Annotated in this window: 21 protein-coding genes and 1 tRNA gene; 9 read left to right on the forward strand and 13 right to left on the reverse strand. The window is 38.7% G+C overall.

From position 1 onward, the window contains the following. The first annotated feature begins 156 nt into the window (after positions 1-156). On the forward strand, positions 157-1,314 hold the full coding sequence (locus tag DWW23_RS00005) for a site-specific integrase (protein ID WP_122351268.1): 1,158 nt from the start codon (positions 157-159) through the stop codon (positions 1,312-1,314). Positions 1,315-2,916: 1,602 nt separating this feature from the next. Here the strand turns inward: DWW23_RS00005 and DWW23_RS00020 are convergent. The 7 genes from DWW23_RS00020 to DWW23_RS00055 form a co-directional block, all read right to left on the reverse strand. Next, complete coding sequence (locus DWW23_RS00020) at positions 2,917-3,837, reverse strand: DUF5712 family protein (protein WP_122351269.1); 921 nt, start codon at positions 3,835-3,837, stop codon at positions 2,917-2,919. Positions 3,838-3,841: 4 nt separating this feature from the next. Then, on the reverse strand, positions 3,842-4,426 hold the full coding sequence (locus tag DWW23_RS00025; protein ID WP_122351270.1) for a BfmA/BtgA family mobilization protein: 585 nt from the start codon (positions 4,424-4,426) through the stop codon (positions 3,842-3,844). Between the two features lie 284 nt (positions 4,427-4,710). After that, entirely contained in the window at positions 4,711-5,043 is a 333-nt protein-coding gene (locus tag DWW23_RS00035; RefSeq protein WP_122351272.1) for a helix-turn-helix domain-containing protein, read from the reverse strand. 129 nt (positions 5,044-5,172) lie between these two features. Then, entirely contained in the window at positions 5,173-5,799 is a 627-nt protein-coding gene (locus DWW23_RS00040) for a hypothetical protein (RefSeq protein WP_122351273.1), read from the reverse strand. Between the two features lie 39 nt (positions 5,800-5,838). After that, positions 5,839-6,642, reverse strand: a complete 804-nt coding sequence (locus DWW23_RS00045; protein ID WP_122351274.1) for a class I SAM-dependent methyltransferase — start codon at positions 6,640-6,642, stop codon at positions 5,839-5,841. Between the two features lie 489 nt (positions 6,643-7,131). Further along, the gene (locus tag DWW23_RS00050) at positions 7,132-7,617 is read right to left on the reverse strand and encodes a DinB family protein (protein WP_122351650.1); all 486 of its coding nucleotides are present in this window, start codon (positions 7,615-7,617) and stop codon (positions 7,132-7,134) included. A gap of 85 nt (positions 7,618-7,702) precedes the next feature. Then, positions 7,703-8,536 (reverse strand): helix-turn-helix domain-containing protein, encoded by an 834-nt coding sequence (locus tag DWW23_RS00055; RefSeq protein WP_122351275.1) that lies wholly within the window; start codon positions 8,534-8,536, stop codon positions 7,703-7,705. 332 nt (positions 8,537-8,868) lie between these two features. Here DWW23_RS00055 and DWW23_RS00060 point away from each other — a divergent pair, with 332 nt between their 5' ends. The 4 genes from DWW23_RS00060 (at position 8,869) to DWW23_RS00075 (ending at position 10,453) form a co-directional block, all read left to right on the forward strand. After that, positions 8,869-9,183: a helix-turn-helix domain-containing protein gene (locus tag DWW23_RS00060; protein WP_122351276.1), complete on the forward strand. Its 315-nt coding sequence runs from the start codon at positions 8,869-8,871 to the stop codon at positions 9,181-9,183. Then, positions 9,170-9,463, forward strand: a complete 294-nt coding sequence (locus DWW23_RS00065) for a DUF3876 domain-containing protein (RefSeq protein ID WP_122351277.1) — start codon at positions 9,170-9,172, stop codon at positions 9,461-9,463. Before DWW23_RS00060 ends, DWW23_RS00065 begins: the two co-directional genes overlap by 14 nt. 77 nt (positions 9,464-9,540) lie before the next feature. Further along, on the forward strand, positions 9,541-9,834 hold the full coding sequence (locus tag DWW23_RS00070; RefSeq protein WP_122351278.1) for a helix-turn-helix domain-containing protein: 294 nt from the start codon (positions 9,541-9,543) through the stop codon (positions 9,832-9,834). Positions 9,835-9,925: 91 nt separating this feature from the next. Continuing rightward, a complete protein-coding gene (locus DWW23_RS00075) occupies positions 9,926-10,453 on the forward strand; it encodes a GNAT family N-acetyltransferase (RefSeq protein ID WP_122351279.1) in 528 nt (175 codons plus the stop codon). A 315-nt stretch (positions 10,454-10,768) separates the two neighbouring features. On the opposite strand, the gene DWW23_RS00080 is transcribed toward DWW23_RS00075, so the two are convergent. Then, a complete protein-coding gene (locus DWW23_RS00080) occupies positions 10,769-11,989 on the reverse strand; it encodes a site-specific integrase (RefSeq protein ID WP_122351280.1) in 1,221 nt (406 codons plus the stop codon). A gap of 242 nt (positions 11,990-12,231) precedes the next feature. Next, positions 12,232-12,304 (reverse strand) — tRNA-Lys (locus DWW23_RS00085). A gap of 380 nt (positions 12,305-12,684) precedes the next feature. Here DWW23_RS00085 and ettA point away from each other — a divergent pair. The 4 genes from ettA to DWW23_RS00105 all read left to right on the forward strand — a co-directional run bounded on the left by ettA (position 12,685) and on the right by DWW23_RS00105 (position 17,331). Then, a complete protein-coding gene (gene ettA / locus DWW23_RS00090) occupies positions 12,685-14,373 on the forward strand; it encodes an energy-dependent translational throttle protein EttA (protein WP_122351281.1) in 1,689 nt (562 codons plus the stop codon). Between the two features lie 24 nt (positions 14,374-14,397). Beyond that, positions 14,398-15,051 (forward strand): DUF1080 domain-containing protein, encoded by a 654-nt coding sequence (locus DWW23_RS00095; RefSeq protein ID WP_122351282.1) that lies wholly within the window; start codon positions 14,398-14,400, stop codon positions 15,049-15,051. Positions 15,052-15,054: 3 nt separating this feature from the next. After that, complete coding sequence (locus DWW23_RS00100; protein WP_075557309.1) at positions 15,055-15,573, forward strand: GNAT family N-acetyltransferase; 519 nt, start codon at positions 15,055-15,057, stop codon at positions 15,571-15,573. Between the two features lie 255 nt (positions 15,574-15,828). Continuing rightward, entirely contained in the window at positions 15,829-17,331 is a 1,503-nt protein-coding gene (locus tag DWW23_RS00105) for a mechanosensitive ion channel family protein (RefSeq protein ID WP_122351283.1), read from the forward strand. Here the strand turns inward: DWW23_RS00105 and DWW23_RS00110 are convergent. From DWW23_RS00110 to DWW23_RS00125, 4 genes are all read right to left on the reverse strand, one after another. Next, positions 17,328-17,669, reverse strand: coding sequence for a hypothetical protein (locus DWW23_RS00110; RefSeq protein ID WP_122351284.1), 342 nt, complete (start codon positions 17,667-17,669; stop codon positions 17,328-17,330). The two genes, DWW23_RS00105 and DWW23_RS00110, sit on opposite strands and share 4 nt — an antisense overlap. A 587-nt stretch (positions 17,670-18,256) precedes the next feature. Beyond that, positions 18,257-18,604 carry a hypothetical protein gene (locus tag DWW23_RS00115; protein ID WP_122351285.1) on the reverse strand — a complete coding sequence of 116 codons (348 nt, stop codon included), beginning with the start codon at positions 18,602-18,604 and terminating at the stop codon, positions 18,257-18,259. A 35-nt stretch (positions 18,605-18,639) separates the two neighbouring features. Beyond that, positions 18,640-18,951 (reverse strand): HU family DNA-binding protein, encoded by a 312-nt coding sequence (locus tag DWW23_RS00120; RefSeq protein ID WP_122351286.1) that lies wholly within the window; start codon positions 18,949-18,951, stop codon positions 18,640-18,642. Between the two features lie 9 nt (positions 18,952-18,960). Continuing rightward, on the reverse strand, positions 18,961-21,699 hold the full coding sequence (locus tag DWW23_RS00125; RefSeq protein WP_122351287.1) for a fimbrial protein: 2,739 nt from the start codon (positions 21,697-21,699) through the stop codon (positions 18,961-18,963). Positions 21,700-21,728 lie beyond the last annotated feature (29 nt).

Genomic DNA, 21,728 nt, shown 5'->3' on the forward strand with positions numbered 1-21,728 from the left:
AAAACTTTTCCCAGCATTCTGTTTCAGAGGATATGGATTTCCCAACACCTGAATTAGAAGTAATTATGACTTTAATTTTCTCATAATAAGCTTGTTATTGATCCCGTATGTGAAAATATCGTATTTTTGCACTTCATAAATACTTCACAATACTATATGAATACAAGAATATCTTATAAATTTGTTCTGAAAGCAGAGGCTAATAGCAGAGGATTATATCCGGTCTATATGAGAGCTTTTCTCCATGGGAAGAAAATAGAAATCGCCACTTCGATAACTATAGTGGAAGGAGATTGGTCGGAAACCAAGCAACGTGTGAAACGGCGCAATAAGCTCAACGAGAAGCATAATATGATTCTTGAAGCTTTCGAAAAGAAAGCCTTAAAATGCATTTTGGATAACTTTGTATACGAAGAAACTCCTTTGACTTTAAGGCAATTTAAAGATTATATGCTGTCTATTGGACAAACCGAAAACAGTTTCACCGATTATATTCTCAATTATCTGAATGAAAATAAATCACGTTTGCGGTCTGAATCGTGGTGGAGCTATAAATCTCAAATCACTAAACTGCTGAAATTCAGAAAACACATCAGCTTTGCAGATCTAACAGAAAAGTTCATCAATGAATACCAACATTACATGCTGTACACTCTTCATAATAACGAAAATACAGTGAGCAAAAGCCTACGCTCTTTACGAACCTTTATAAATATAGCCATGCGGTACGGTCTTATTAAAACTAACCCATTCAAATATATTACCATTAAGAAAGTAGATGGGAAACGGGATTTTCTTTCAGCAGAAGAGTTGAGCAAATTGTCCGATGCCTATATCTCAAATAAAATAATAGACGAGCAAGAAAAAGAAGTACTTCAATATTTTTTGTTTTCTTGCTATACCGGGTTGCGCTACTCTGACTTAAAAATGTTAAAAACATCATCAATAAAGAATAATATCCTACACATAAATATGCATAAAACAAACTGTCTGGTCAGTATTCCGCTATCTCAAAAGGCATTACAACTTCTACCGAATAAAATAAATTCAGAATCCGATTATGTTTTTCGAGTTTATTGCAACAAGGTGACCAACCGAGTTCTAAAACAAGTAGGTAAACGTTACGGAATCCCTAAAAAGTTGACATGTCATGTCGCAAGACATACTTTTGCCACAGTTTCTATCATTCTTGGTATACCTATAGAAGTTGTAAGTAAACTATTAGGACACGCAAGTCTTAAAACGACTCAGATATATGCTAAGATCGTAGATAGTGTGAAAGAACGGGAAATGGAGAAATGGGATAAATTATAAGTTCAAAGAATGATGAATGAGTTAAAAAAATGCAAATTTGCAAGATTGATTAATAATCCTAATAAAAAGAGACATGGCTGGCCATACACTCAAATTAATGATTTATACAATTGTCTTAAGAGATGGAGAAAAGAAAGACTCAAATTTCAAGAAGCTCCATCAAGCTATTTATGAAAGCACAGAAAAGGAGAAGGCTAAATTGTTTGACATATACAAAGATAGGTTCTTAAAATCTTTTAAGGAGAAATTTGTTTTGTCAATAACAACACAAAAGGCATTGCAATAAAGTCTATAAACTGTATTCCTGAAATAAATATCATTGACGGAATGATGATAGGGGACTTACTGGCATTGAGCAAGAAGTTTATAAGACCTCAAGCTCTCGAGATAAAGAAGATACAATTACAGAGGATGAAATTACTGTACAGCCTTACTACTTTAAGATTTGGATGCCATATAATAGTAATTTAGGGGTTATAATGATTCAGAGTTATACAGAAGTAGGAGTGGTATCCCTCGTTGTAAATAAGCTTAGAGGCTTTGTCAGGAGCTATAGTTCATTTATTTCGACAGACCGTTTTGTCCATGAAAAATAGAAGAAAGACTTAAAATAAATATAGATAACTTGGATATATTACTAACGATTATACTTAGCGATGAATTCAAAGAACCAAGACAAGAATATCCGATTGTTGTAAAATGCAGATTCATATAAACACATTTTGTTGAGAAGAAAAAAAGAAATATAATATAAAATTCAGGATATGGAATAAAATTAAATTTAGTGAAATAAGAAAAAAATGCAAAAGTTTTTTTGAAATGTTAAAGATTTCAATAGGGATAAAAATAATAATCATATAAATAGTATTTATACGTATTTCTTTGCCACTACTACTGTTTGAATACGCTCTTTTTTTCTTTTTTAAGGGTAGACGGTTATAGAATATAGATGACAAATACACATAATTATCTGCGCTTTACGTCTGTTTGCTAATTATTACCTTTTCCGTTCATACTTTCGCAACGAACATCTGCCTTACACAAGGTGTTCCGATATAGATACTTAGCCAAATGATGGGGCATACTAATATCAAGACAGTACAAATTTAGGCAGAGGTCACTAAAACGAAAATTAATGAGGATATGACAAATTTAACAGAACGGATTGAGGGAATATACCTTTGTGCCAGAGAAAAAAGTCAACTAAGTTTATTCCATTGGAAAATAAGATATTAGATTCTCTGTTGATATTGCGAAGTTCTCACCATCTATGGAGTAAAAAACTAACTTCTTGGCAAATGCACAACTTTTAGTATTGGCGTACTCTATGCAAATATTATTAAAATCGTATTTCTAGGCTACTTCTATCAGAAATCAGATAAAGCGAGTTCCGTATCCTATCTGTTCTTTACTAAAACTAAATCGGGCAATAATCAGGCAATCAGGTGGAAATTGACTTTTAATTTTCTGATAAACAGATGCAAATCTACTCGGCTGTTTCTTTGGGTGTCGATAATATTATTCACAGTCAGGTAGACAAGCGATTTGCAATACTTAAAACACTCCATCAGGTAACAGTCTATATCGGTTCTTCGTAATCAATTATCGTCTTATTCCTCTCTGCTTTTTCTTTTTGCGTTTTTGAACTGGTAATTCCTCTGCTAGTGTTACATCGTAGTTGTTGTTATCATCTAATGAAAAGATTGATAAGAGAGAATCACCGCCACTATTATTTTGCTGATTGTTAGAGTATTTATTGTCTTGTTTGCTATCAAGATTGCAAGATATATTGTTTTCTTTTTCACAGGATTGAAATCTCTCTTTTTTCTTTTCGCCAGTAAAGTTTTGATTCTGTATTTCAAGTTGTTCGGAGATAGAACTGTTCTTCATCGTATTGTAGTAATCAAATGATTCTGTTTGCTGACGATTGTAGTTGAATAGTTTATCAAAGCCCTGTTCCGCTTGTTTGAATAGGTTCACACGGTCAAAACCTCCTGTGACAGTGCCTTTCTTAGTATTCTTATGGTTGGTAAGCGGTGACAGTTTCTTTTTATTGACTTGATCTTTACGACTTACAATCAAATGACAGTGCATATTCAGCTTATTATCGGAACGACTACGGTTAAAATGAATCTTCCCATAGAACTTTATATCTGCTTCGGATAGTCCTTTATTGAAGTTATTGGCATATTCAGAAATAAACACCTCACGGATATAGCGTTTCATTGCTTCGGCTTGTTCTTGTTCTGTGTTACCCATTACTCGAAGTTCGCTTTCCGATGGGCTGACGTGGATAGCAAAAAACTTTGCATCTGTTTTCAGCAATTGCCCGATATTGGTGTCTATATCCTTAATAACTTTTGATTTGTAGATATTATCGTCTGTCAGGTTGAAAAATCCTTCGGTATAGATACCCTTTTCCATCCGTTCTAAATCTTCATGTTCCATGTAATTGGCTAACTGTCGGGAACTTTCTGCATTATTATATGCACCGTTAGATGGTGGAGCAAAGTCTATGTGCATCAGCTTATGTATTTATCAGGTTTGTAATTTCTGTTTTCAGATTCTCCTTCCTTTTACTATCCATCACACCACAAGCAGAAAGTTCCGAATAGAGTTGTATCAAGTGAAGCAACTTCTTATTATCCCGTTGGTGTATTTGGTATAGTGCATTTATCTGTTTGGATTGGTTGTTTATTACATCGGCATGATTACAGAACTGTTCACTTAACTTTTTGAGTACGGCTGTGTGTTTCTCTTGGCTGGCTTCCAGTTGAGAGAGAATAAGAGTTTCCAAAGTTTTACCGATTGCATCGAAACGTAAAGCGATTGAATTTGTAACCCGTATCATGGGATTCAGTTGTTCTTCCTCATAGTGGCGGATGAAACGGATAATATCATCCTGCCTCTTATTTATTTTCGCCAGTTCCGATTTTACGGATTCAGGTGCTTCGGATGGGTTGATATGTGCCCTGTCTATATATCCGAACGCCAGTTTTACAACTTCACTCTTTTTCAGTGAATAGCGTTTGCATATTTTCTCTACCAAAGCTGCCGTTTCCTTGTCTATGGAAATGGTAGTAAATATCGTTTTTCTACTGCTGTTTGGCATGGTAATTACTTTTTTATAGAAATATAAATAGATAAATGCCTGATAATAAGTATTGAAAGGAAAATGCTTATTATAGGTGTTATTACAGCGTGTTCTTGTAACACGCTAAAGCCGAAGGCTTTGCCTCGCAGAGCAAGAGGGAAGAACAGGACTTGTCCAGTTCCCTCTTGCTCAATTTAGCGAAACGTGCGAAGCCGGAAGGCGTAGCTGTTTCTGCTAAATTGGGGTGGTAACATAGAGAAATAGCCTAAACATAGGCTTCTTTCCTCTGCTACCTTTTGCTTTCAAGGCTTATTCTCTAATTGATTAGCTTTTTCAAACTGTTTGTAGGTTTGAGAGTCGGCACGTTCACGAACAAAAGCCCGAATATCATTCGCTCGATAGTAGGTTTTCTTTCCGATGGTAAAGTAGGGTAGTTGTCCGCTTACCCTGTAACGTTGAAGCGTTCGGAAAGATACTTTCAACAGAAAGGCTAAATCCTGATTGTCGAGTATCTTTTCATTATCATCCAGTACCTTATCGGTGTTTATAAGAGATTTTAGGTCTTGCCCTATTTCAGTCAGTTTCTTGGATAACTTCTCCATCCATTTTTCAAAGTCTTCGTTGTCTATATACATTTTGCTTCATTTTTAAGTTAAACATTAAGATTTCCAATCGATTGATAAAGCAAAGTTCAGCAAACGGGCGCAAATAAATTAGGGGAGTAGATCATCTATTCCCCTATAAATTATTGATAAGCTACTGATTTACAAATACCCTCTATTTTTACTTTCGATCTTGATAGCGATTATTAATTCATTTAGAAACTCTGTCAGTTTTGTGGCTTTACGCTTAAAAACATCATCCCTTTTCTTGTATATGTCTGCAAATTTAAAGTTCATTCCTTTCTCAAATACCCGTGCCAGTTCTGAAAAATTCACAGGATTTCCAATCTTGTTTTTTACGGAGTGTGAATAAAATAAACCGCATATCAATTCCATTATATCAATCATATCAACATCATTAGCTAAATACACATCAGGGTCAAAACTATTTTCTGTGTTTATCGGAAATAAATCAGGGTTATCCAAGCGGAATTGTATCACCTTAAAAGTTGAATCTAATATACTTAATACCTTAATTATTAACAACCGGATTTCAAGTGAAGATTTATCATCCTCAACCTTTAGACGCATATTCAATTCTTTTACCTCTGCTACTGTGTAATTTATAGCAAAGCATAATAATATAATATTCTGTTCTTCCTGACAAAACAAAAGGAGTTGCCGTACAAAATCATCATAAGCCATTGATAATTCTATACGGTCAATCTCATTGCCATTAACAGAGCAAGAGAGTAGTTTGAATAACTTTGTTTCTAAGAAACGTTTCACTTATACTTTAAATGGCTAGGTTACATATAATCAAACATTTCACTTTTCTGCAACTATGAAAATTTCACTGCTTGATGTGAAATTGTTCTTACCGAGTAAATCTCTATAAATTGTTATTTTGCGGAATCCGACCTTTTCTAATATGTCTGTTATTTCTTTCTCTGAATAATATCTTTCCCAAATAATAAAATGTTTGATTGTTCCTTCGAGTACCAAGTTGTGTTGATATGCAAATACTTTGTTCTTAGGATAATGGAATGTTTGACTCAAAAGCAGATATTCATTTTCATCCCAGAAACCACCGTGAGGTGCATATTCCCAATTTTTATTTTCCTGTCTGTCACTAATTATCCTTTCCGAGAAAACATCAAAAATAAAAGTTCCGCCATTAGTAAGAGAGTAATATATATTATCTAGTAATCGATCACGGTCACTATCGGAATGAGTTCCCATATCACAATAGATCATGGTTATAGTATCGTACTTGCCATTGGGATAATCATTAATGTAGTCATTCAGAATGTATTTTATTCCATTCCGTTTTCTTTTAGCATACTCTATTGAAGACTTATTAAAGTCAATACCTGTTACAATATAATTTGCATCTGCAAAAAGTGACGTATATAATCCCGGTCCACATCCCAAATCAAGTAAACGACTTTTAGGTTTTGAATGTTTAAGAACAAAATTCACTATCTTTAAAACAGATTCTTGCCTTCGGCTAGCTTCATCAGACTGAAAATCGAGATGTTTTTTTAATATTTGCTGCTGAATATAAGGATCAGTCCAAATATTATGATTGGACTTTTCAAATAGAACTGGTTTTTTGTTGATGATTCTCATTTGTATTTTGAATATTTGTTATTATAAAAATCCCATAATAGGATAAGAAATACAACTATCCGTTACAAACATAGAAATTTACGCACCTTTTTCGGGCTAAAAATAATATTGCTAAAATGTTAGGAAATGATACGCAAACAAGTAACAGAAAGGTTTTCTGCTACAACAAAAAGTTTGTATGGATAGAATATCCGCGTATCTACATATAGAGTGTATTGGTTCAGTGTGCTAAAATAGCGATTTCTATTTAAATAGCGATATATTTTAATGTTTTTCTAAAAACAAATTTGATAGGCAACTCTTTTTCACGAGTTCGATAAAATATTCTATGAATGAAAGAGAGTTATTTGCAGCAACGGAAAAACATAACGGGCTAGGGTAGTTCATACGTTCTTTATCCATTCTCTATTTAGACTTTCTGTTTTGCAAAACTCTAACAGTCAGAAATATACTCCAATATGTTATACTTGTCGCAAATAACTCAATAGTTTATTGAATAGTGCTTTCAGCTAGTTCATGAATTTCTTTCATATGCAGGTGTAAATGATCTAAATAACCCTCTATCATTTCTTTTAGTGTAACCTTAGTTCCTTCAAAATCACACCAGTAATTATCTAATTTCGTTACATCTACGGAATGAATAACGTGCATGATATGTAAATTATAAAACTTCCATAATTGGATTAAGTTAACCCAATCTGCATTTTGATAATCTTGCAGAGCTATCCACAGGTCATTATCCTGACGATAATCAGGGAAAAAAAGCAGGTCTTTGCTGTATTGCAGGCGCACCATTCGTTGATGATTGTTGGATGCCGAATCAATCAAATGACCGAGTATCTGCTTGATGGTACGATTCTGCCTGTTTTTTGTTTGTGTTATCACTTCTACAGGCAAGTCGTTTAACAACCTCTCTTCCGTTTCAATAACCTTTGCAATTCCATCGGTTATATAGTTAAAATTAGTTTTTTGCATCATGTTTCAGTTTTAAATTCTTCTGCAAAAATAAGGCTTTTGCCTATCGTTCAATTGTAAAAAACTGACTTTATCCAAAGCGAAGCTATGCAAAACGATTGGATTTGATAACGTTAAGCCTACAATCTTCGGAAAAGAATGTAGAATACGGAGAGCGGGAAGATAAATATTGAGTTGGTGAACAACCTGAAAACTCCTTAAAGTCCTTTACCAAGTGAGAGGGATCATAAAAGCCACAGGAATAAGTCAGATCTGCAATCTCTAATTTTGGATTATTCTGTAATAGATACAGAACTCGCTGAAAACGGACTACTCTGTAATATTCTTTAGGGCTCATCCCTACATGGTTGGTGAATATTCTTTTAAACTGCCTATATCCTAAACAAGCACTTTCAGCAAGATTATTCACCTCTATTTGCGGTTGATTGATTATTTGGCTGATAGAATTCTGTACCCTTTTGTGATTGTAATCTATATCAATCAGCCGCTTCATGAGAAAAAGTTCGATAAACTGAATACAAGACTGAACGTTTTTTTCGCTGGAAATGGAATTTTTAAGATGGTTTAATTCTATATCCTCTAAATCTTCAATGTCTATGTAACGGTTATATAAGTCACTCATAGGGCATTGTATAAAGGGGTTTAAGCCTAAAGGATGAAATATAATAGCAATCATATCAATATTACCCGCAGAAACCAAACTTCCGTAAGCGGAAAATTGTCCCCGAATAAAATTCTTTGGTTGTAAGCCTTTTGCTTGGATGTTCAAATTGTCACCTCGATGAAAAACAAGATGTACACAGCCAGATGGAATAGTTTGAATCATTACTGGTTCTATTTCATCGGTCTTTAGCACCCAATAATATTTAATATATTGGGAAAGCGATAGTGACGGATATAGAATTTCACTTTCTCTCATTTCACATCTATGTTGTATGCTGAATATCTTGCCGTAAATATAATGTTTATTCTCCGCATTACAATAATGTAACCAATTAAAACAGGCTATAGACTATGATGTAAGCTCATAACTAGTTTTTTGCTTTCTTTTATCTGTTTTTATTAAGTGGTTCTGATAGTGAGTTTACTATTTTAACTTCCGCAGATTCTTATATATACATTTAGGTAGTTAGACATTAGTAGCTTTATGCTACCACTTCCAGACAGTTTGGAAAACGGCTCTTGATTCTTCTTTCATTTGCTGGTGAAATAGAATCAACACGTTTTATAAACCATTAAAATTAAAAGAGCATGGAAGTAGTAACCATCGAAAAGAGAACATTCTCGTATGTCTGCGAGAGGTTCACGGAGTTTGCCAAACGGATAGAGAGTTTGTGCAGCACTCATACTCAAAAAGTAGAAAACTGGCTGGATAGTCAGGAAGTATGTCTGTTGTTAGGCTTTAGCAAGCGAACGCTGCAATATTACCGAAGTAGCGGACGGCTGGCTTATTCTCAAATAGGGAGCAAGATTTATTATAAGTCTTCCGATATTGAAAGAATTATTGCAGATAGCGAAACACAGAGTCAATCACCCAAACAAATCATGCCTTATGAAAAGAACTAAAGAAGATTATCCGTCCTTCAACCTGTTCTCCATTGTTGGCACATGGGAAAGCGTTAATCTGAATCCTACGGTTATCATCTACCGGAACGACAAAGATTACCTTCTCTCTATTATATATGTATCGGAAACCACCAAACAGGCTTCACTCGCCACTTATGAAATACAGAAAGAAGGTAGCCTGTATTTTATTGCTCCTGTTCCTAAACGAATTTACATAGATTATGATCCAGTGAAAGATATACTTAATTTTTCATCATTGGGTGATTATCTGCGTAACTAATCAATCAACCAGCTAATCATACAACTAATTAGCTATCAATCTTGAAATCAATATTTCAATAAAACAATCTTTCAATCATGGAATTAATAAATAAAGATACACCGCAAGTCAAAGAGTTTATTTCTTCGCTTGACTCAATGCTGAATGGCATTGAGACTATCGTAAAGCACTATAAACCCCACCTGAACGGAGAACGTTTTCTTTCCAATCATGAGGTTTCTAAAAAACTAAATGTCAGTTTACGAACTCTGCAAGAATGGCGAGATACGGGATTAATACCCTTCATTCAGATAAAGGGTAAAATCATCTATCGGCAAAGTGAAATTGATAAACTGCTTCAAAAGCACTATTTTGAAAGCTGGAAGGAATAACTAACTAAAGAGTATGATTTCCACTATCTTTAAAAGAAATCTCTTTTATTGAGGTGGAAATTATACCTTTGCATCCCAAACATTTGTAATTATGAAGTTTGTAATAGAATCCGGCACGCCTGCCGATATTGACGAGTTAGAAAAGCTATATGATGATTTGAATGATTATCTGGCAGCTACCACCAATTATCCCGGATGGATAAAAGGCATTTATCCTGTTCGTGAATGTGCAGTCGATGGAATACAGAATAATACTCTTTACGTTGTCAGGTATGACGAAAAAATTGTCGGTTCTATTATCTTAGACCACCAGCCAGAAGAAGCCTATAATAATGCAAGGTGGAAGGTCGATACAGACTACAGCCATATTTTTGTAATACGTACTTTTGTTGTGCATCCTTCATTCCTGAAAATGGGTATTGGTCGGGCTTTAATGGATTACTCATTTGAATTGGCTTTACAATCAGACATTAAATCTATCCGCTTAGATGCTTACGAGAATAATCTTCCGGCAATCTCTCTATATGAGAAATGTGGTTTTGAATATATTGATACCGTAGACTTAGGACTCGGTAACTATGGGCTGGATTGGTTTAAACTGTACGAGAAAGTCATTTGAGGTATATCCTAACAAAAAAAGTACTTGCTCTGCTACCCTCGAAAACATTGTTTTTCGGAATTTAATTTGAATCATTGACTTTTCCAGTGAAGTATTTAGTCTGTGCAAGTCTTTTTCTAAAAATACGCTCGGAATGTAATGGAGAGGAAGATTTTTAGAAAAACCCGTAGGGCTTGGACTTGAACAGGCTAAATACGGAACTTACCTTTGTCAATGCTTCATATTGAGTTCTGGAAAACTTACTTTAAAAGAAAAGGATTGAGAAAATGAAATTCATTCTTCCCAATTTTTTTTCTATATTGGTTACTACATTATTTATATAGCCAATTCCGATAAACAGCTATTTACTTTCTGCATATCCTTTAGAATATTCTGATCCAGTACCCGTGCATAGTGTTTTGTTACGCTGGTATCTGTATGACCTAACATCTTAGCTACATTCTCCATACTTACGCCATTCGCTAGGCAAATGCTTGTGGCATAGCTGTGTCTAGCGGTGTGTGTGCTCAAATTCTTATGAATTCCGCACACATCCGCAATTTCTTTGAGGTAGCTATTCATGCGCTGATTACATAATACAGGTAATAGTTTTCCGGTACATTCTGCCACATCCTTATATTTGTCAAGTATAGAAGCTGCCACAGGCAACACAGGAATATTACACATGATTTTTGTCTTTTGGCGGTTCTTTCTTATCCAAAGTTCCCCTTTATTGTCCCTTACCAAATGTTCAGGCGATAAGTCTTTCACATCACTGAACGCCAAGCCAGTAAAAATGCAAAAGACAAAAATATCCCGTACCTGCTCTACTCGCTTAATGGTGAACTCTTTAGCGAGAATAATTTTAATCTCATCCATTGTGAGAAATTCAGGATCAGTCTCTTCCAACTTAAAGCGATAGTAAGCAAATGGATCTTTCTTAATCCAGTCGTTTTCCAAGGCAATGCGGATAATCTTCTTCAAGTTCTTCAATCGGGTGATAGCAGAGTTCTGCGCACAACCTTTTTCAATCTTCAAGAAAGCGTCAAACTTAGAAATGAAGTTCGCTTCTAAATTATTCAAGGCAATATCTGAAAGCTGATATTCCTTCTTGATAAATTCTTCCAAATATCGGGTAGTGGTTTCATACCGTTGAACGGTCTTGCTTACAAAGTCTTTGCCAATCAACTTACGACTTTGTTCGTTATGCTCTCTGAATACCTGCAATAGCGTTTTGTTATCTTCGTCTACACCGTAAAACAACTTTCTCACCAGATCGACATTGATAACTTTGTCGGAAGTTTCCAGTTCCCTATAAATTTGGTGTATGCGTGAACGTGTGATTTCCAAGTAGTGGTTCAGTTCCACCGACATACGGTCTTTACCTTTTGAGTTTTCTTTTGCCTGATTCCATAAGTTCACAGGGCAGCTTCTTTTGATAGAAATATCTACCATACAGCCATTTACAGTGATTCTCATGCACACGGGTGCTTCTCCGTTCTTTAATAATTTGCCTTTCTTGATGAAGTACAAAACCGAAAATGATTTTCTAGCCATTTTTACATCGTTTTTAGAGTTACAAAACTATGTATTCTCTTCCAAAGTAGTGCTACGCAAAATACTATGAATCAGTGAGAAATATGCAAATTCGTGGGACTTTTTTCGATTAAGTTTTAGTCCCACGATTTATCCACCGATAATATGCTTGAAACGGCTATTTTCTGCCACCTGCTAGAAAAAAGAAATCCCCGATAATGCTTGATTATCAGGGATTTGCTTGATTTTTCTTTTGTTTTCAGTGATCCGCCTGGGGTTCGAACCCAGGACCCCATCCTTAAAAGGGATGTGCTCTACCTGCTGAGCTAGCGAATCATCCTGTGCGTTACTTCTGTAATGCGGGTGCAAAGATAGAGGGTTGTTTTATATTATGCAAATATTCCAATAACTTTTTTACATAAATTTCTACCAAAAGTTCAGAACACACTGGCTTACTGCACATAACAGATACAATATTTTCACTCCGTCTTTTGGCACCACTCCAGATGTTTACCATTTGCAAAAGCCTGACACCCTTTATCTGCCCTTCCGGCCAACCCAACAAAAAGCAGGAAACAGCCGAATCACGTCATTATGTGACTGCATCAGCAGATACAAAAGAAAGATCATCGGGTATATAAGATATTATTTTCGAATCTGAAGATATTTCCGTAAGTTTGTCCTGGAAAAAAATTAATAAACATACTTTAATTAATATGGCAGACGATAAGAAAATTATTTTCTCGATGGTTGGCGTGAGTAAGACTTTCCCGCCCCAGAAACAAGTATTGAAGAATATTTATCTGTCTTTCTTCTATGGAGCCAAGATCGGTATTATCGGTTTGAACGGTTCCGGTAAGTCAACCTTGCTGAAAATCATCGCAGGCATTGAAAAAGAATACCAGGGAGAAGTGGTGTTTTCGCCCGGCTATTCGGTAGGTTACCTGGAACAGGACCCGAAACTGGAAGCTGGCAAGACTGTGAAAGAGATCGTACAGGAAGGTGTACAGGATATTGTAGACACATTAAAAGAATACGAAGAAGTAAACGAAAAATTCGGTGATCCGGAAGTGCTGGATGATCCCGACAAGATGGATGCACTGATCACCCGTCAGGCAGAATTGCAGGACAAGATCGACGCAACCGATGCCTGGAACCTCGACAGCCGCCTGGAACGTGCGATGGATGCCCTGCGCTGCCCGCCCGAAGACCAGATAGTCGATACGCTGTCAGGAGGTGAACGCCGCCGTGTTGCCCTGTGTCGCCTGTTGCTTCAGCAGCCGGATGTGTTGCTGCTCGATGAGCCGACCAACCACCTGGATGCCGAGTCGATCGACTGGCTGGAACAACACCTGCAGCAATATGCGGGTACGGTGATCTGTATCACGCACGACCGTTACTTCCTCGACCATGTGGCTGGCTGGATTCTGGAACTCGACCGTGGCGAAGGTATTCCCTGGAAAGGCAATTACTCTTCCTGGCTGGATCAGAAGACGAAGAAGATGGCTATGGAAGAAAAGCAGGTCAGCAAACGCCGCAAGACACTGGAGCGTGAGCTGGAATGGATCAACATGGCTCCTAAAGCCCGTCAGGCCAAAGGTAAGGCTCGTCTGAACTCATACGAAGCGTTGCTGAACGAGGACCAGAAAGAACGCGAAGCCAAGCTGGAAATCTTTATCCCGAACGGTCCGCGTCTGGGTAATAAGGTGATCGAGGCACAGCATGTAGCGAAGGCATTCGGTGAGAAACTGTTGTTCGACGACCTCAACTTCATGCTTCCTCCGAACGGTATCGTCGGTGTGATCGGTCCGAACGGTGCCGGTAAGACAACGCTGTTCAAGATGATTATGGGCATGGAAAGCATCGACAAAGGTACATTCGAAGTGGGTGAAACCGTGAAAGTAGGTTATGCCGACCAGACACATAAAGATATCGATCCGAAAAAGACCGTTTTCCAGGTTGTTTCCGGAGGACAGGAATTTATTCGCGTAGGTGGAAAAGAGATCAACTCGCGTGCTTACTTGTCACGGTTCAATTTTGCAGGTGCCGATCAGGAAAAACTTTGCGGTGTCCTGTCAGGTGGAGAACGCAACCGCCTGCATCTCGCCATTACGCTGAAGGCTGAAGCCAACGTGCTGCTGCTGGACGAACCGACCAACGATATCGACGTGAACACGCTGCGTGCACTGGAAGAAGGTTTGGAAAACTTCGCCGGTTGTGCCGTTGTCGTTTCTCACGACCGTTGGTTCCTCGACCGTATCTGTACGCATATCTTGTCGTTCGAAGGCGATTCGAATGTGGTCTTCTATGAAGGAACGTATTCCGAATATGAAGAATACAAGCGCAAACAGGGCGGAGATACAGAGCCTAAGCGCGTACGTTACCGTAAACTTATTGTTGATTAATTACCATATAATTCATTTAGAACCATGAAAAAAAGAATGCTCTGCATGGCGGCTATCGCTGCTGCTTTCCTCTGTTTCGGAAGCGATGCAAACGCACAGAAAACAATCAAGTTGTTCAACGGGAAAGACCTTTCCAACTGGAACTTTGTCGTCGACAAAAATTCCGTTCCGGCTGAACAGGTCTATTCCGTAGGCGACGGTGTGATCAAGATCAAAGGACAGCCTTTCGGTTACATGTACACGAAAGAGAAATACGACAACTATAAGTTGCATGTGGAATGGCGTTGGCCGAATGGTGACCAGGGTGCGAACAGCGGTATTTTCCTGTTGATCGCCGACCCGAAGAATCCGTTCCCGAACGGCATCGAATGTAACCTGATGTTAGGCAGCGCCGGCGATTTCGTCCTGTTGGGCGGTTCCGACCTGGCACAGTATCAAGGCAAGCCCGGCGAACCTCGTCCTGGTTTCCCGGTAGTGAAAAAGAACGCTCCCAGCAGCGAGAAGCCTGCCGGAGAGTGGAACGAAGCCAACATCTACGTGAAAGACGGTAAGATCAACGTCTACATCAACGGCGTTTACCAAAACACGGGATGGAACAAGCAGAAAGACGGTTACATCGGCTTGCAGAGCGAAGGGAAAGAAGTGGAGTTCCGTAATGTGACGCTCACTCCCTGGTAATTTATGGAATACATCATCAGACAAGAGACGGAGCAAGATCACCCGGCTATCTACGACCTGATCCGGACGGCCTTCGAAACGGCGAAAGTCAGTGACGGGGATGAACAGGATTTCGCTGTCAATCTAAGGAATAACAGTAAATTATACATTCCCGAACTGGCGCTGGTAGCTGAAGAAGGTGGCAAGCTGATCGGTCATATCATGTTGACCAATACGTATATCACCCAACCGGACGGCAACCGGTTCGATGTCCTCTTGGTTGCTCCGCTTTCGGTCGCCCTGGAATATCGAAGCAAGGGTATCGGCGGCGCACTTATGCGGGAAGGTCTGAAACTCGGCAAAGAGATGGGATATAAGGCGGCATTCCTGTGCGGCGATCCGAATTACTATCACCGGCTCGGCTTTAAGTCGATCGCTGATTTCGGACTGACACACAAGAGCATTCCGGCGGAATATGTCATGGGATACGAGTTAGTCCCCGGCAGCCTGAAAGGGATTACAGGGGAAGTGCGGGTTGAATAAACAATTCCGAATCAGTCTGAAAAAATAACCGGCGGATCTTAGAGTTTAAGATCCGCCGGTCAATAAAAGTAAAGTTGGTTTCTCAACGTAGAACTACGACCAAAGTCTCACCAACAGTCCAGCCAAAACCACCCGTAAAGATTGTCTTCGATAAGCTCTCCACGTTTGAAGTTATCGATCAACTCCACAAATCTAACGTAACAATTTAGCTTCTTCATTGTTGTATCTAAGTCAACAATAAAAACGAACGCCAACATGAGACTGTACAGATCATTATATCTTCTTCTGCTACTATTAGTTATGCATATAACGGGGCAGGCGCAATTACAAAAGGCTATCAAGGATATTTTTTCGGCTGACGAAATAACGACGGAGCATACCGACTCGGCCAAAGCCTCCGACAGATCGAGCACCACCGGAAATACGACTTCCGCCTCCTCCCCCGACTCTATCGCCTCGTCCGAATTACAAAAATACGATGAGACTTTCAAGCTGAAAGCCGGACAGATACAGAAACTCGACTCGCTGCGGAAAGAGTCGGTTGCCAAAGAAAAGGAGATGAAAAACGACAGCTGGTGGCAGACGGGGAAACATATCCTTTATTTCGTATTGGTATTGCTGGGGCAATTCCTACTATTCCGCCTATCTTCCTGGCTTTACAAGAAAGTGAAAAACCGTATCCAGCAGTTGAAAGATACCAAGCTAAAACCGATCTCCATACAGAATTATGAGATACTGGATACACAGAAACAGGTTTCCCTGTTGATCTTCCTGGCCAATATCCTCCGCTATCTCCTATTGTTCATCCTGTTGGTTTTAACGATACCGATCCTTTTCTCTATCTTCCCGCAGACAAAAGAACTGGCGTATAAGATCGCCTATTATATCTGGAATCCCGTAAAAGATATCCTGGAAGGTATCCTCGGCTATATCCCTAATCTTTTCACGATCATCGTGATCTGCCTGGTTATAAAATACGTCATTAAGGGCATCCGGTATCTTGCCACGGAGATAGATGCGGGAAGATTGAAGATTAATGGTTTTTATTCGGACTGGGCAATGCCGACCTATCATATTATCCGGTTCCTGTTGTATGCTTTTATGATTGCGATGATCTATCCTTATCTGCCGGGAGCCAATTCGGGAGTCTTTCAGGGAGTATCTGTTTTCGTCGGGTTGATCGTCTCGCTCGGTTCCAGCACAGTGATCGGGAATATTATTGCCGGGTTCGTGATTACTTATATGCGCGCCTTCAAACAGGGCGACCGGATCAAACTAAACGATACGGTGGGCAATGTGATCGAAAAGACCGCCTTCGTCACCCGTCTGCGCACCATCAAGAATGAGATCGTGACGATACCGAACTCATTTATCATGTCGTCACAGACGATCAACTACACGTCGTCGGCACGCACCTACGGGCTGATCATCCACTCGGAGGTAACGATCGGCTACGATGCCCCCTGGCGCAAGGTGCATCAACTTCTGATAGATGCCGCCAAAGCAACACCCGGCGTAATGCCTGAACCGGCTCCCTTCGTTCTCGAAACGGCCCTGAGCGACTTCTACCCTGTCTACCAGATCAACGCTTATATCCAGGAGGCGAACAATATGACGACCATCTATTCGGCCCTTCACCAGAATATCCAGGATTATTTCGATAAGGCAGGTGTAGAGATCATGTCGCCCCATTACACAGCGTTCCGGAATGGCAACGCTTCTACGATCCCCAAGGAAGAAGAGACGAAAACGAATTAAGCAGGCTTAGTGCCTATCTGTGCCCTTTTCCATTTGACGAAGCCGTCGATGGGTTTGTCGAGTTGGAAAAGGAGACGGTCGTCAGCAACAGTTATCAGGACGGCGGAGGGAATCAGAGGGAGACGCATGTGGTCTACGTTGAAAGAGGCTTTCATGATGATTTCACAACCGTCGTAAACAACCTCTTTGGCGAGGGTCACCGGAAAATCCTTTGCTACCAGATAGTATGCCGAACGCTCATAAGCGCACCAACAATCGTCTTCCAGATAAAGGTAGACGTATTTGTCGTTATCTACTTCGTTAAAATAAATCAAGTCTATGTCTATGATCTGTGTCATAAGTTGGTTGTTTTTCGAGAGATTGTTTATGAAATTCGTACTATGTTCGTTTTTAGTAGAAAAACAGTACTATTTACCCTGATTTTATCACTTTTATCCGGTAATCGTTTTCCTGTTGCAAGAGCCATTGTATTCGTTAGGCTACGCAGAGGCTTGGTTTGGACGATTGCCGGGGATAAAAGTGCTAGAATCATAGTTCACGTAGGACTATGTTACGATAAGAGGACAGACTTTTTAAGATGATAAACAAGAGATTTTGTCGCATGCGACGTCTTATTTCGCAAAAATGAGGCAAAGTGTACATAAAAGCAGAACGACCCCGCTAAAATTTCCGGATACTGAATGTGTACCGTGCCTTGTAAGGCTAGCGAAAAAAGGGTACAATCTGCGTCAGAAGCTATTCTGGACAGGTCTTTATAAAATAACGCCTGAGGGTCAAATCTTTTAAAATAAATATATATCTTTGAGCACGAAAAAAAATAGTCCTACGTGAACTAAGTCCATTTTAAACAATACTTTTCGATGTTATTTTACCCTTACTAAAAGAATTTATTGCAACAATTACGCACCTCGGGTACGGAGATTAATTACGCCGGCATCCTGCTTACCTGTCCTCCTTTCCACTCGACAAAACCTTCGATGGGTTTATCTATTTGGAAAAGCAGGCGGTCGTCGGCAACGGTTCGCAGGACGGTGGAACGGCACAAAGGGAGACGCATTTGATCGATATTGAATGAAGCCTTCATTAAAATGACTTCATAACCATCATCATGAACGATCTCGATATCCAGACACACAGGAAAATTCATTACAGCCAGGTAATAGGCCGAACGTTCGTAAGCGCACCAGGTATTACCTTCCAGATAGAGATGGACGTACCGGTTGTTTTCGACTTCGTTGAGTAAAATTAATTCTACGTCGGATGCTCGTTTCATATTGCGTAATATTTATTGTTTTATAATCTTTTTATTCAACCCTTTGCCGATTGATTGTTACTTTCGGTCTTATCCTCATTCAGATGTTCCAGCATCTGTTTGCTCGGTTTGAATTTTACGCTGTTGCGCGGAGCGATCATACAAGGTGTATTATATTTTGGATTCCTACCCGGACGCCCCGTCTGCTTCCATAAAGAGAAAGTACCGAAGTCCCTCAATATAACGGAATCATCTTGCTTCAAGGCATTTTCCAGTTCTTCTTCCCAAGCTTTTACAAAAATCAAAACATCACTCTTATTCAACCGAAGTTTGTCTGATATTCTATCTATTAATTCTGATCGGTTCATTTGTTTGATTTATTTATCTTTTACACAACGATAATTTGCAGATATGCTTTTTTTCAGAGGCTGTAACGAAACATTTCCCTTCATATAATATGCACGTCTATCCTCAAGAGAGTTATCATTTTCATTTAGCAATCCGGATTTTGTTGCCGAATGTAGATTATAACTTTCTGAAGTACCATCCTTGCGATGGAATGCGATAATTGAAATTTCTCTTTGATTTGGCAATCTCCAACCTTTACCTAACTTCGAACATGGATTCAACTCCATATTTTCCCATTTTACAGTGTTTGTTAACATAAGAGGACTAACCTCAAAGCTCTTCGGCAAACGATTCTCTTCAACAAGGTGGGTATGGTCCTTGCTAAGAGGCGAAGACACATTCGAACGTAATGCCCTAGGATTCAAATAGTCATTCGAGAAAGATTGATAAGTATTCTTTTCATATTCTTTGAAAGATTCCGCCTTATCTTTTAATTGCCCATGTGGCTCCAAAAAATCAATTACTTCACCTGCGATACTTGATAAATTACGAACACAACGATAAGGAAATGCACTCTTTTTAGACCAAGACAAAGCTTCCCTATAGCTACTTGTAGAAGACCCGGCACTTGCCCAAAAGACCATTATCCCGTTATTATAAGTGCTGCTCAAATAAATATAGTCATTATTATTATCTGCAATTCTTCGGTTTCCCGTAAACAAACGCACTTCTTCAGGTAGTACATCTACTCCCATCCAAAAACCCATATATTGGTTAAGAGCCGGCAAATACCAACGTATCTCATCATCATTAATCACGCCATCACCATTCAAATCCCTGTTACGATTTAAACAGGCATAAAAAGATGTATTATATCCTTCTTTCATCTCATTGTTTACAAAATCCAGAACATCATCCCATCTTTCTTTACCATTATATACATTCACCATATTTTCACGTCCTTGTAACATATCAGTGTTTCTAGATTGAATATCAGGAGTCGACGCCACAGGATCCCCTTCCATTACAGACTCAGTACCCCATACATTAAGCTTGTCTACGCTCAAATCATAGATCGACCAGATTGATTTCTGGGTAAAAACATACTTGGCCATACTGATAGAACTTTCTGACGAAGGATTATAGTTTTTATAATAATCAGTAGATATCTGTATTGTTCGGGGAGACTGGTTTATAAAGAATGAAAAATTCTCCGGTTGTTTTTTATCGGCATCTGTATAATAAAAATACTCATCAATAAAACAGGTGTAATAGATTTTTCCTTCGTTATCATAAGCATCGTCATCTTTTAGAGAATAATATAAATCCTTTTTAAAATTTACTGCATCTAAAAGCTTTGCATTATATTCGTCTGATGCATCTTTATATTTCGCATAGCTCTTTACACCCCGCTCATTTCTTCGGTAACTAACCCAGTCCAAATCCTTTTCGTCAGCCACAAATGAGTTTCTAGGAGTAGCAGCCTTTATTTCAAAACTATTCACAAAATCAGCTTCAGACGAACACTTGTCAGCTAATTCTTTTATCTCATCTTTTGTAAACGAAATCACAGTCGTGCCATAATGTGCATCAAATGTCGTTACATTCGATGAAGATAAATACATCTCCGCATCACTGCTCCAGGACTGCTCATCCGTTAGCACTTCGACCAGCAACTTATCGATGCCGATGACAGTAGCATTATAAATATAACGGGTATTACGGAATATCTTAAAGTTGGTAAAATCATTTTTACTCCAATCTCCCATATGGATATAATAGGTGGTATATGCTTTTACATCTTTTTCTTTTGTATCACCAGGCACTACTTCGTGCGATGTCTTGCCTTCATAAGTCCCTTTCAGAACAATATATGTCGAATTCTTGTCCGCATAGACAAAGGATGCGACTTTATCCTCCATTCTTTCTCTCTCATCCACAGAAGACGGAGCTCCCACACCTTCATTTATTTCTTTACGGTTCTCCATCATCAGAAAAGAAAATGAATAAGTTGTAGACGACCTGTTTCCCATTTTAAAAGTCGAATTAACTTTAGAATTGAAATAACTTCCACTACAATCATTCTCCCCCTCAATCAGAGAAGATGATTCGGGAGCGTTCACGACCTGCCAGGTATCGGCTGTAAACTTTACCGAATTTCCCCCGGAAATATTGAAAGAAACCGATGCCATAATATGCTTCAAATCGATTTTTCCCGCACTTATTTTCCCATCAGTGCCAACTATGCAACAGGCTTCTGTTTTCTTGAGCTCATTATCATCCGCTACAAACCACCCGCTCATCAGGTAATAGTCGTCGAGGATCGATATATTATGATCCGGCAACTTAATATCCAGATTTTTCAAATCATCCAGTGAAGTTATTTTCTCCAGGTCATCTTTCAAGCTAAAAAGCGAACTCTCATAATTGGCAACACCATAAATATACTTGTAACCCGATGTTGTTTTAAAGGAAACCTTACCAGATGATGGTTGTTCAAAAAAATACGTTTCCCCTTCCTTTTCAAGAGTTCCATCCTTTTCTTTGAATACCAGGATTGCCAAAGTATTTATTTTCGCACTATTCGAAATATCACTAGCCTTCGTTTCTACCGTCGTGCTCTCATGTAGGCTGAATCCCAGATTTACCGTTACCGGAACACCTTCCTGCGCATATCCTTTCTTGTTGATCAATTCTTCATCCGAACAAGAAGCCAATGCCAACAGGACCGCCAACAGGCAAATTATGTTTTTATTAAAGTTTATCATGATGTTTTTATTTTATTATACCTTCCTGC

The organism is Parabacteroides sp. AF14-59 (assembly GCF_003479515.1).
In the GTDB taxonomy this organism is placed as follows: domain Bacteria; phylum Bacteroidota; class Bacteroidia; order Bacteroidales; family Tannerellaceae; genus Parabacteroides; species Parabacteroides faecis.

Bases quoted from the DNA above. Each gene is read 5' to 3' on its own strand.
- DWW23_RS00080 (WP_122351280.1), bottom strand. From the start codon at position 11,989: ATGGCTAGAAAATCATTTTCGGTTTTGTACTTCATCAAGAAAGGCAAA.
- DWW23_RS00070 (WP_122351278.1), top strand. From the start codon at position 9,541: ATGGAATTAATAAATAAAGATACACCGCAAGTCAAAGAGTTTATTTCT.
- DWW23_RS00095 (WP_122351282.1), top strand. From the start codon at position 14,398: ATGAAAAAAAGAATGCTCTGCATGGCGGCTATCGCTGCTGCTTTCCTC.
- ettA (WP_122351281.1), top strand. From the start codon at position 12,685: ATGGCAGACGATAAGAAAATTATTTTCTCGATGGTTGGCGTGAGTAAG.
- DWW23_RS00050 (WP_122351650.1), bottom strand. From the start codon at position 7,617: ATGCAAAAAACTAATTTTAACTATATAACCGATGGAATTGCAAAGGTT.
- DWW23_RS00025 (WP_122351270.1), bottom strand. From the start codon at position 4,426: ATGCCAAACAGCAGTAGAAAAACGATATTTACTACCATTTCCATAGAC.
- DWW23_RS00005 (WP_122351268.1), top strand. From the start codon at position 157: ATGAATACAAGAATATCTTATAAATTTGTTCTGAAAGCAGAGGCTAAT.
- DWW23_RS00020 (WP_122351269.1), bottom strand. From the start codon at position 3,837: ATGCACATAGACTTTGCTCCACCATCTAACGGTGCATATAATAATGCA.
- DWW23_RS00075 (WP_122351279.1), top strand. From the start codon at position 9,926: ATGAAGTTTGTAATAGAATCCGGCACGCCTGCCGATATTGACGAGTTA.
- DWW23_RS00060 (WP_122351276.1), top strand. From the start codon at position 8,869: ATGGAAGTAGTAACCATCGAAAAGAGAACATTCTCGTATGTCTGCGAG.
- DWW23_RS00125 (WP_122351287.1), bottom strand. From the start codon at position 21,699: ATGATAAACTTTAATAAAAACATAATTTGCCTGTTGGCGGTCCTGTTG.
- DWW23_RS00055 (WP_122351275.1), bottom strand. From the start codon at position 8,536: ATGAGAGAAAGTGAAATTCTATATCCGTCACTATCGCTTTCCCAATAT.
- DWW23_RS00120 (WP_122351286.1), bottom strand. From the start codon at position 18,951: ATGAACCGATCAGAATTAATAGATAGAATATCAGACAAACTTCGGTTG.
- DWW23_RS00065 (WP_122351277.1), top strand. From the start codon at position 9,170: ATGAAAAGAACTAAAGAAGATTATCCGTCCTTCAACCTGTTCTCCATT.
- DWW23_RS00035 (WP_122351272.1), bottom strand. From the start codon at position 5,043: ATGTATATAGACAACGAAGACTTTGAAAAATGGATGGAGAAGTTATCC.
- DWW23_RS00110 (WP_122351284.1), bottom strand. From the start codon at position 17,669: ATGACACAGATCATAGACATAGACTTGATTTATTTTAACGAAGTAGAT.
- DWW23_RS00105 (WP_122351283.1), top strand. From the start codon at position 15,829: ATGAGACTGTACAGATCATTATATCTTCTTCTGCTACTATTAGTTATG.
- DWW23_RS00100 (WP_075557309.1), top strand. From the start codon at position 15,055: ATGGAATACATCATCAGACAAGAGACGGAGCAAGATCACCCGGCTATC.
- DWW23_RS00115 (WP_122351285.1), bottom strand. From the start codon at position 18,604: ATGAAACGAGCATCCGACGTAGAATTAATTTTACTCAACGAAGTCGAA.
- DWW23_RS00045 (WP_122351274.1), bottom strand. From the start codon at position 6,642: ATGAGAATCATCAACAAAAAACCAGTTCTATTTGAAAAGTCCAATCAT.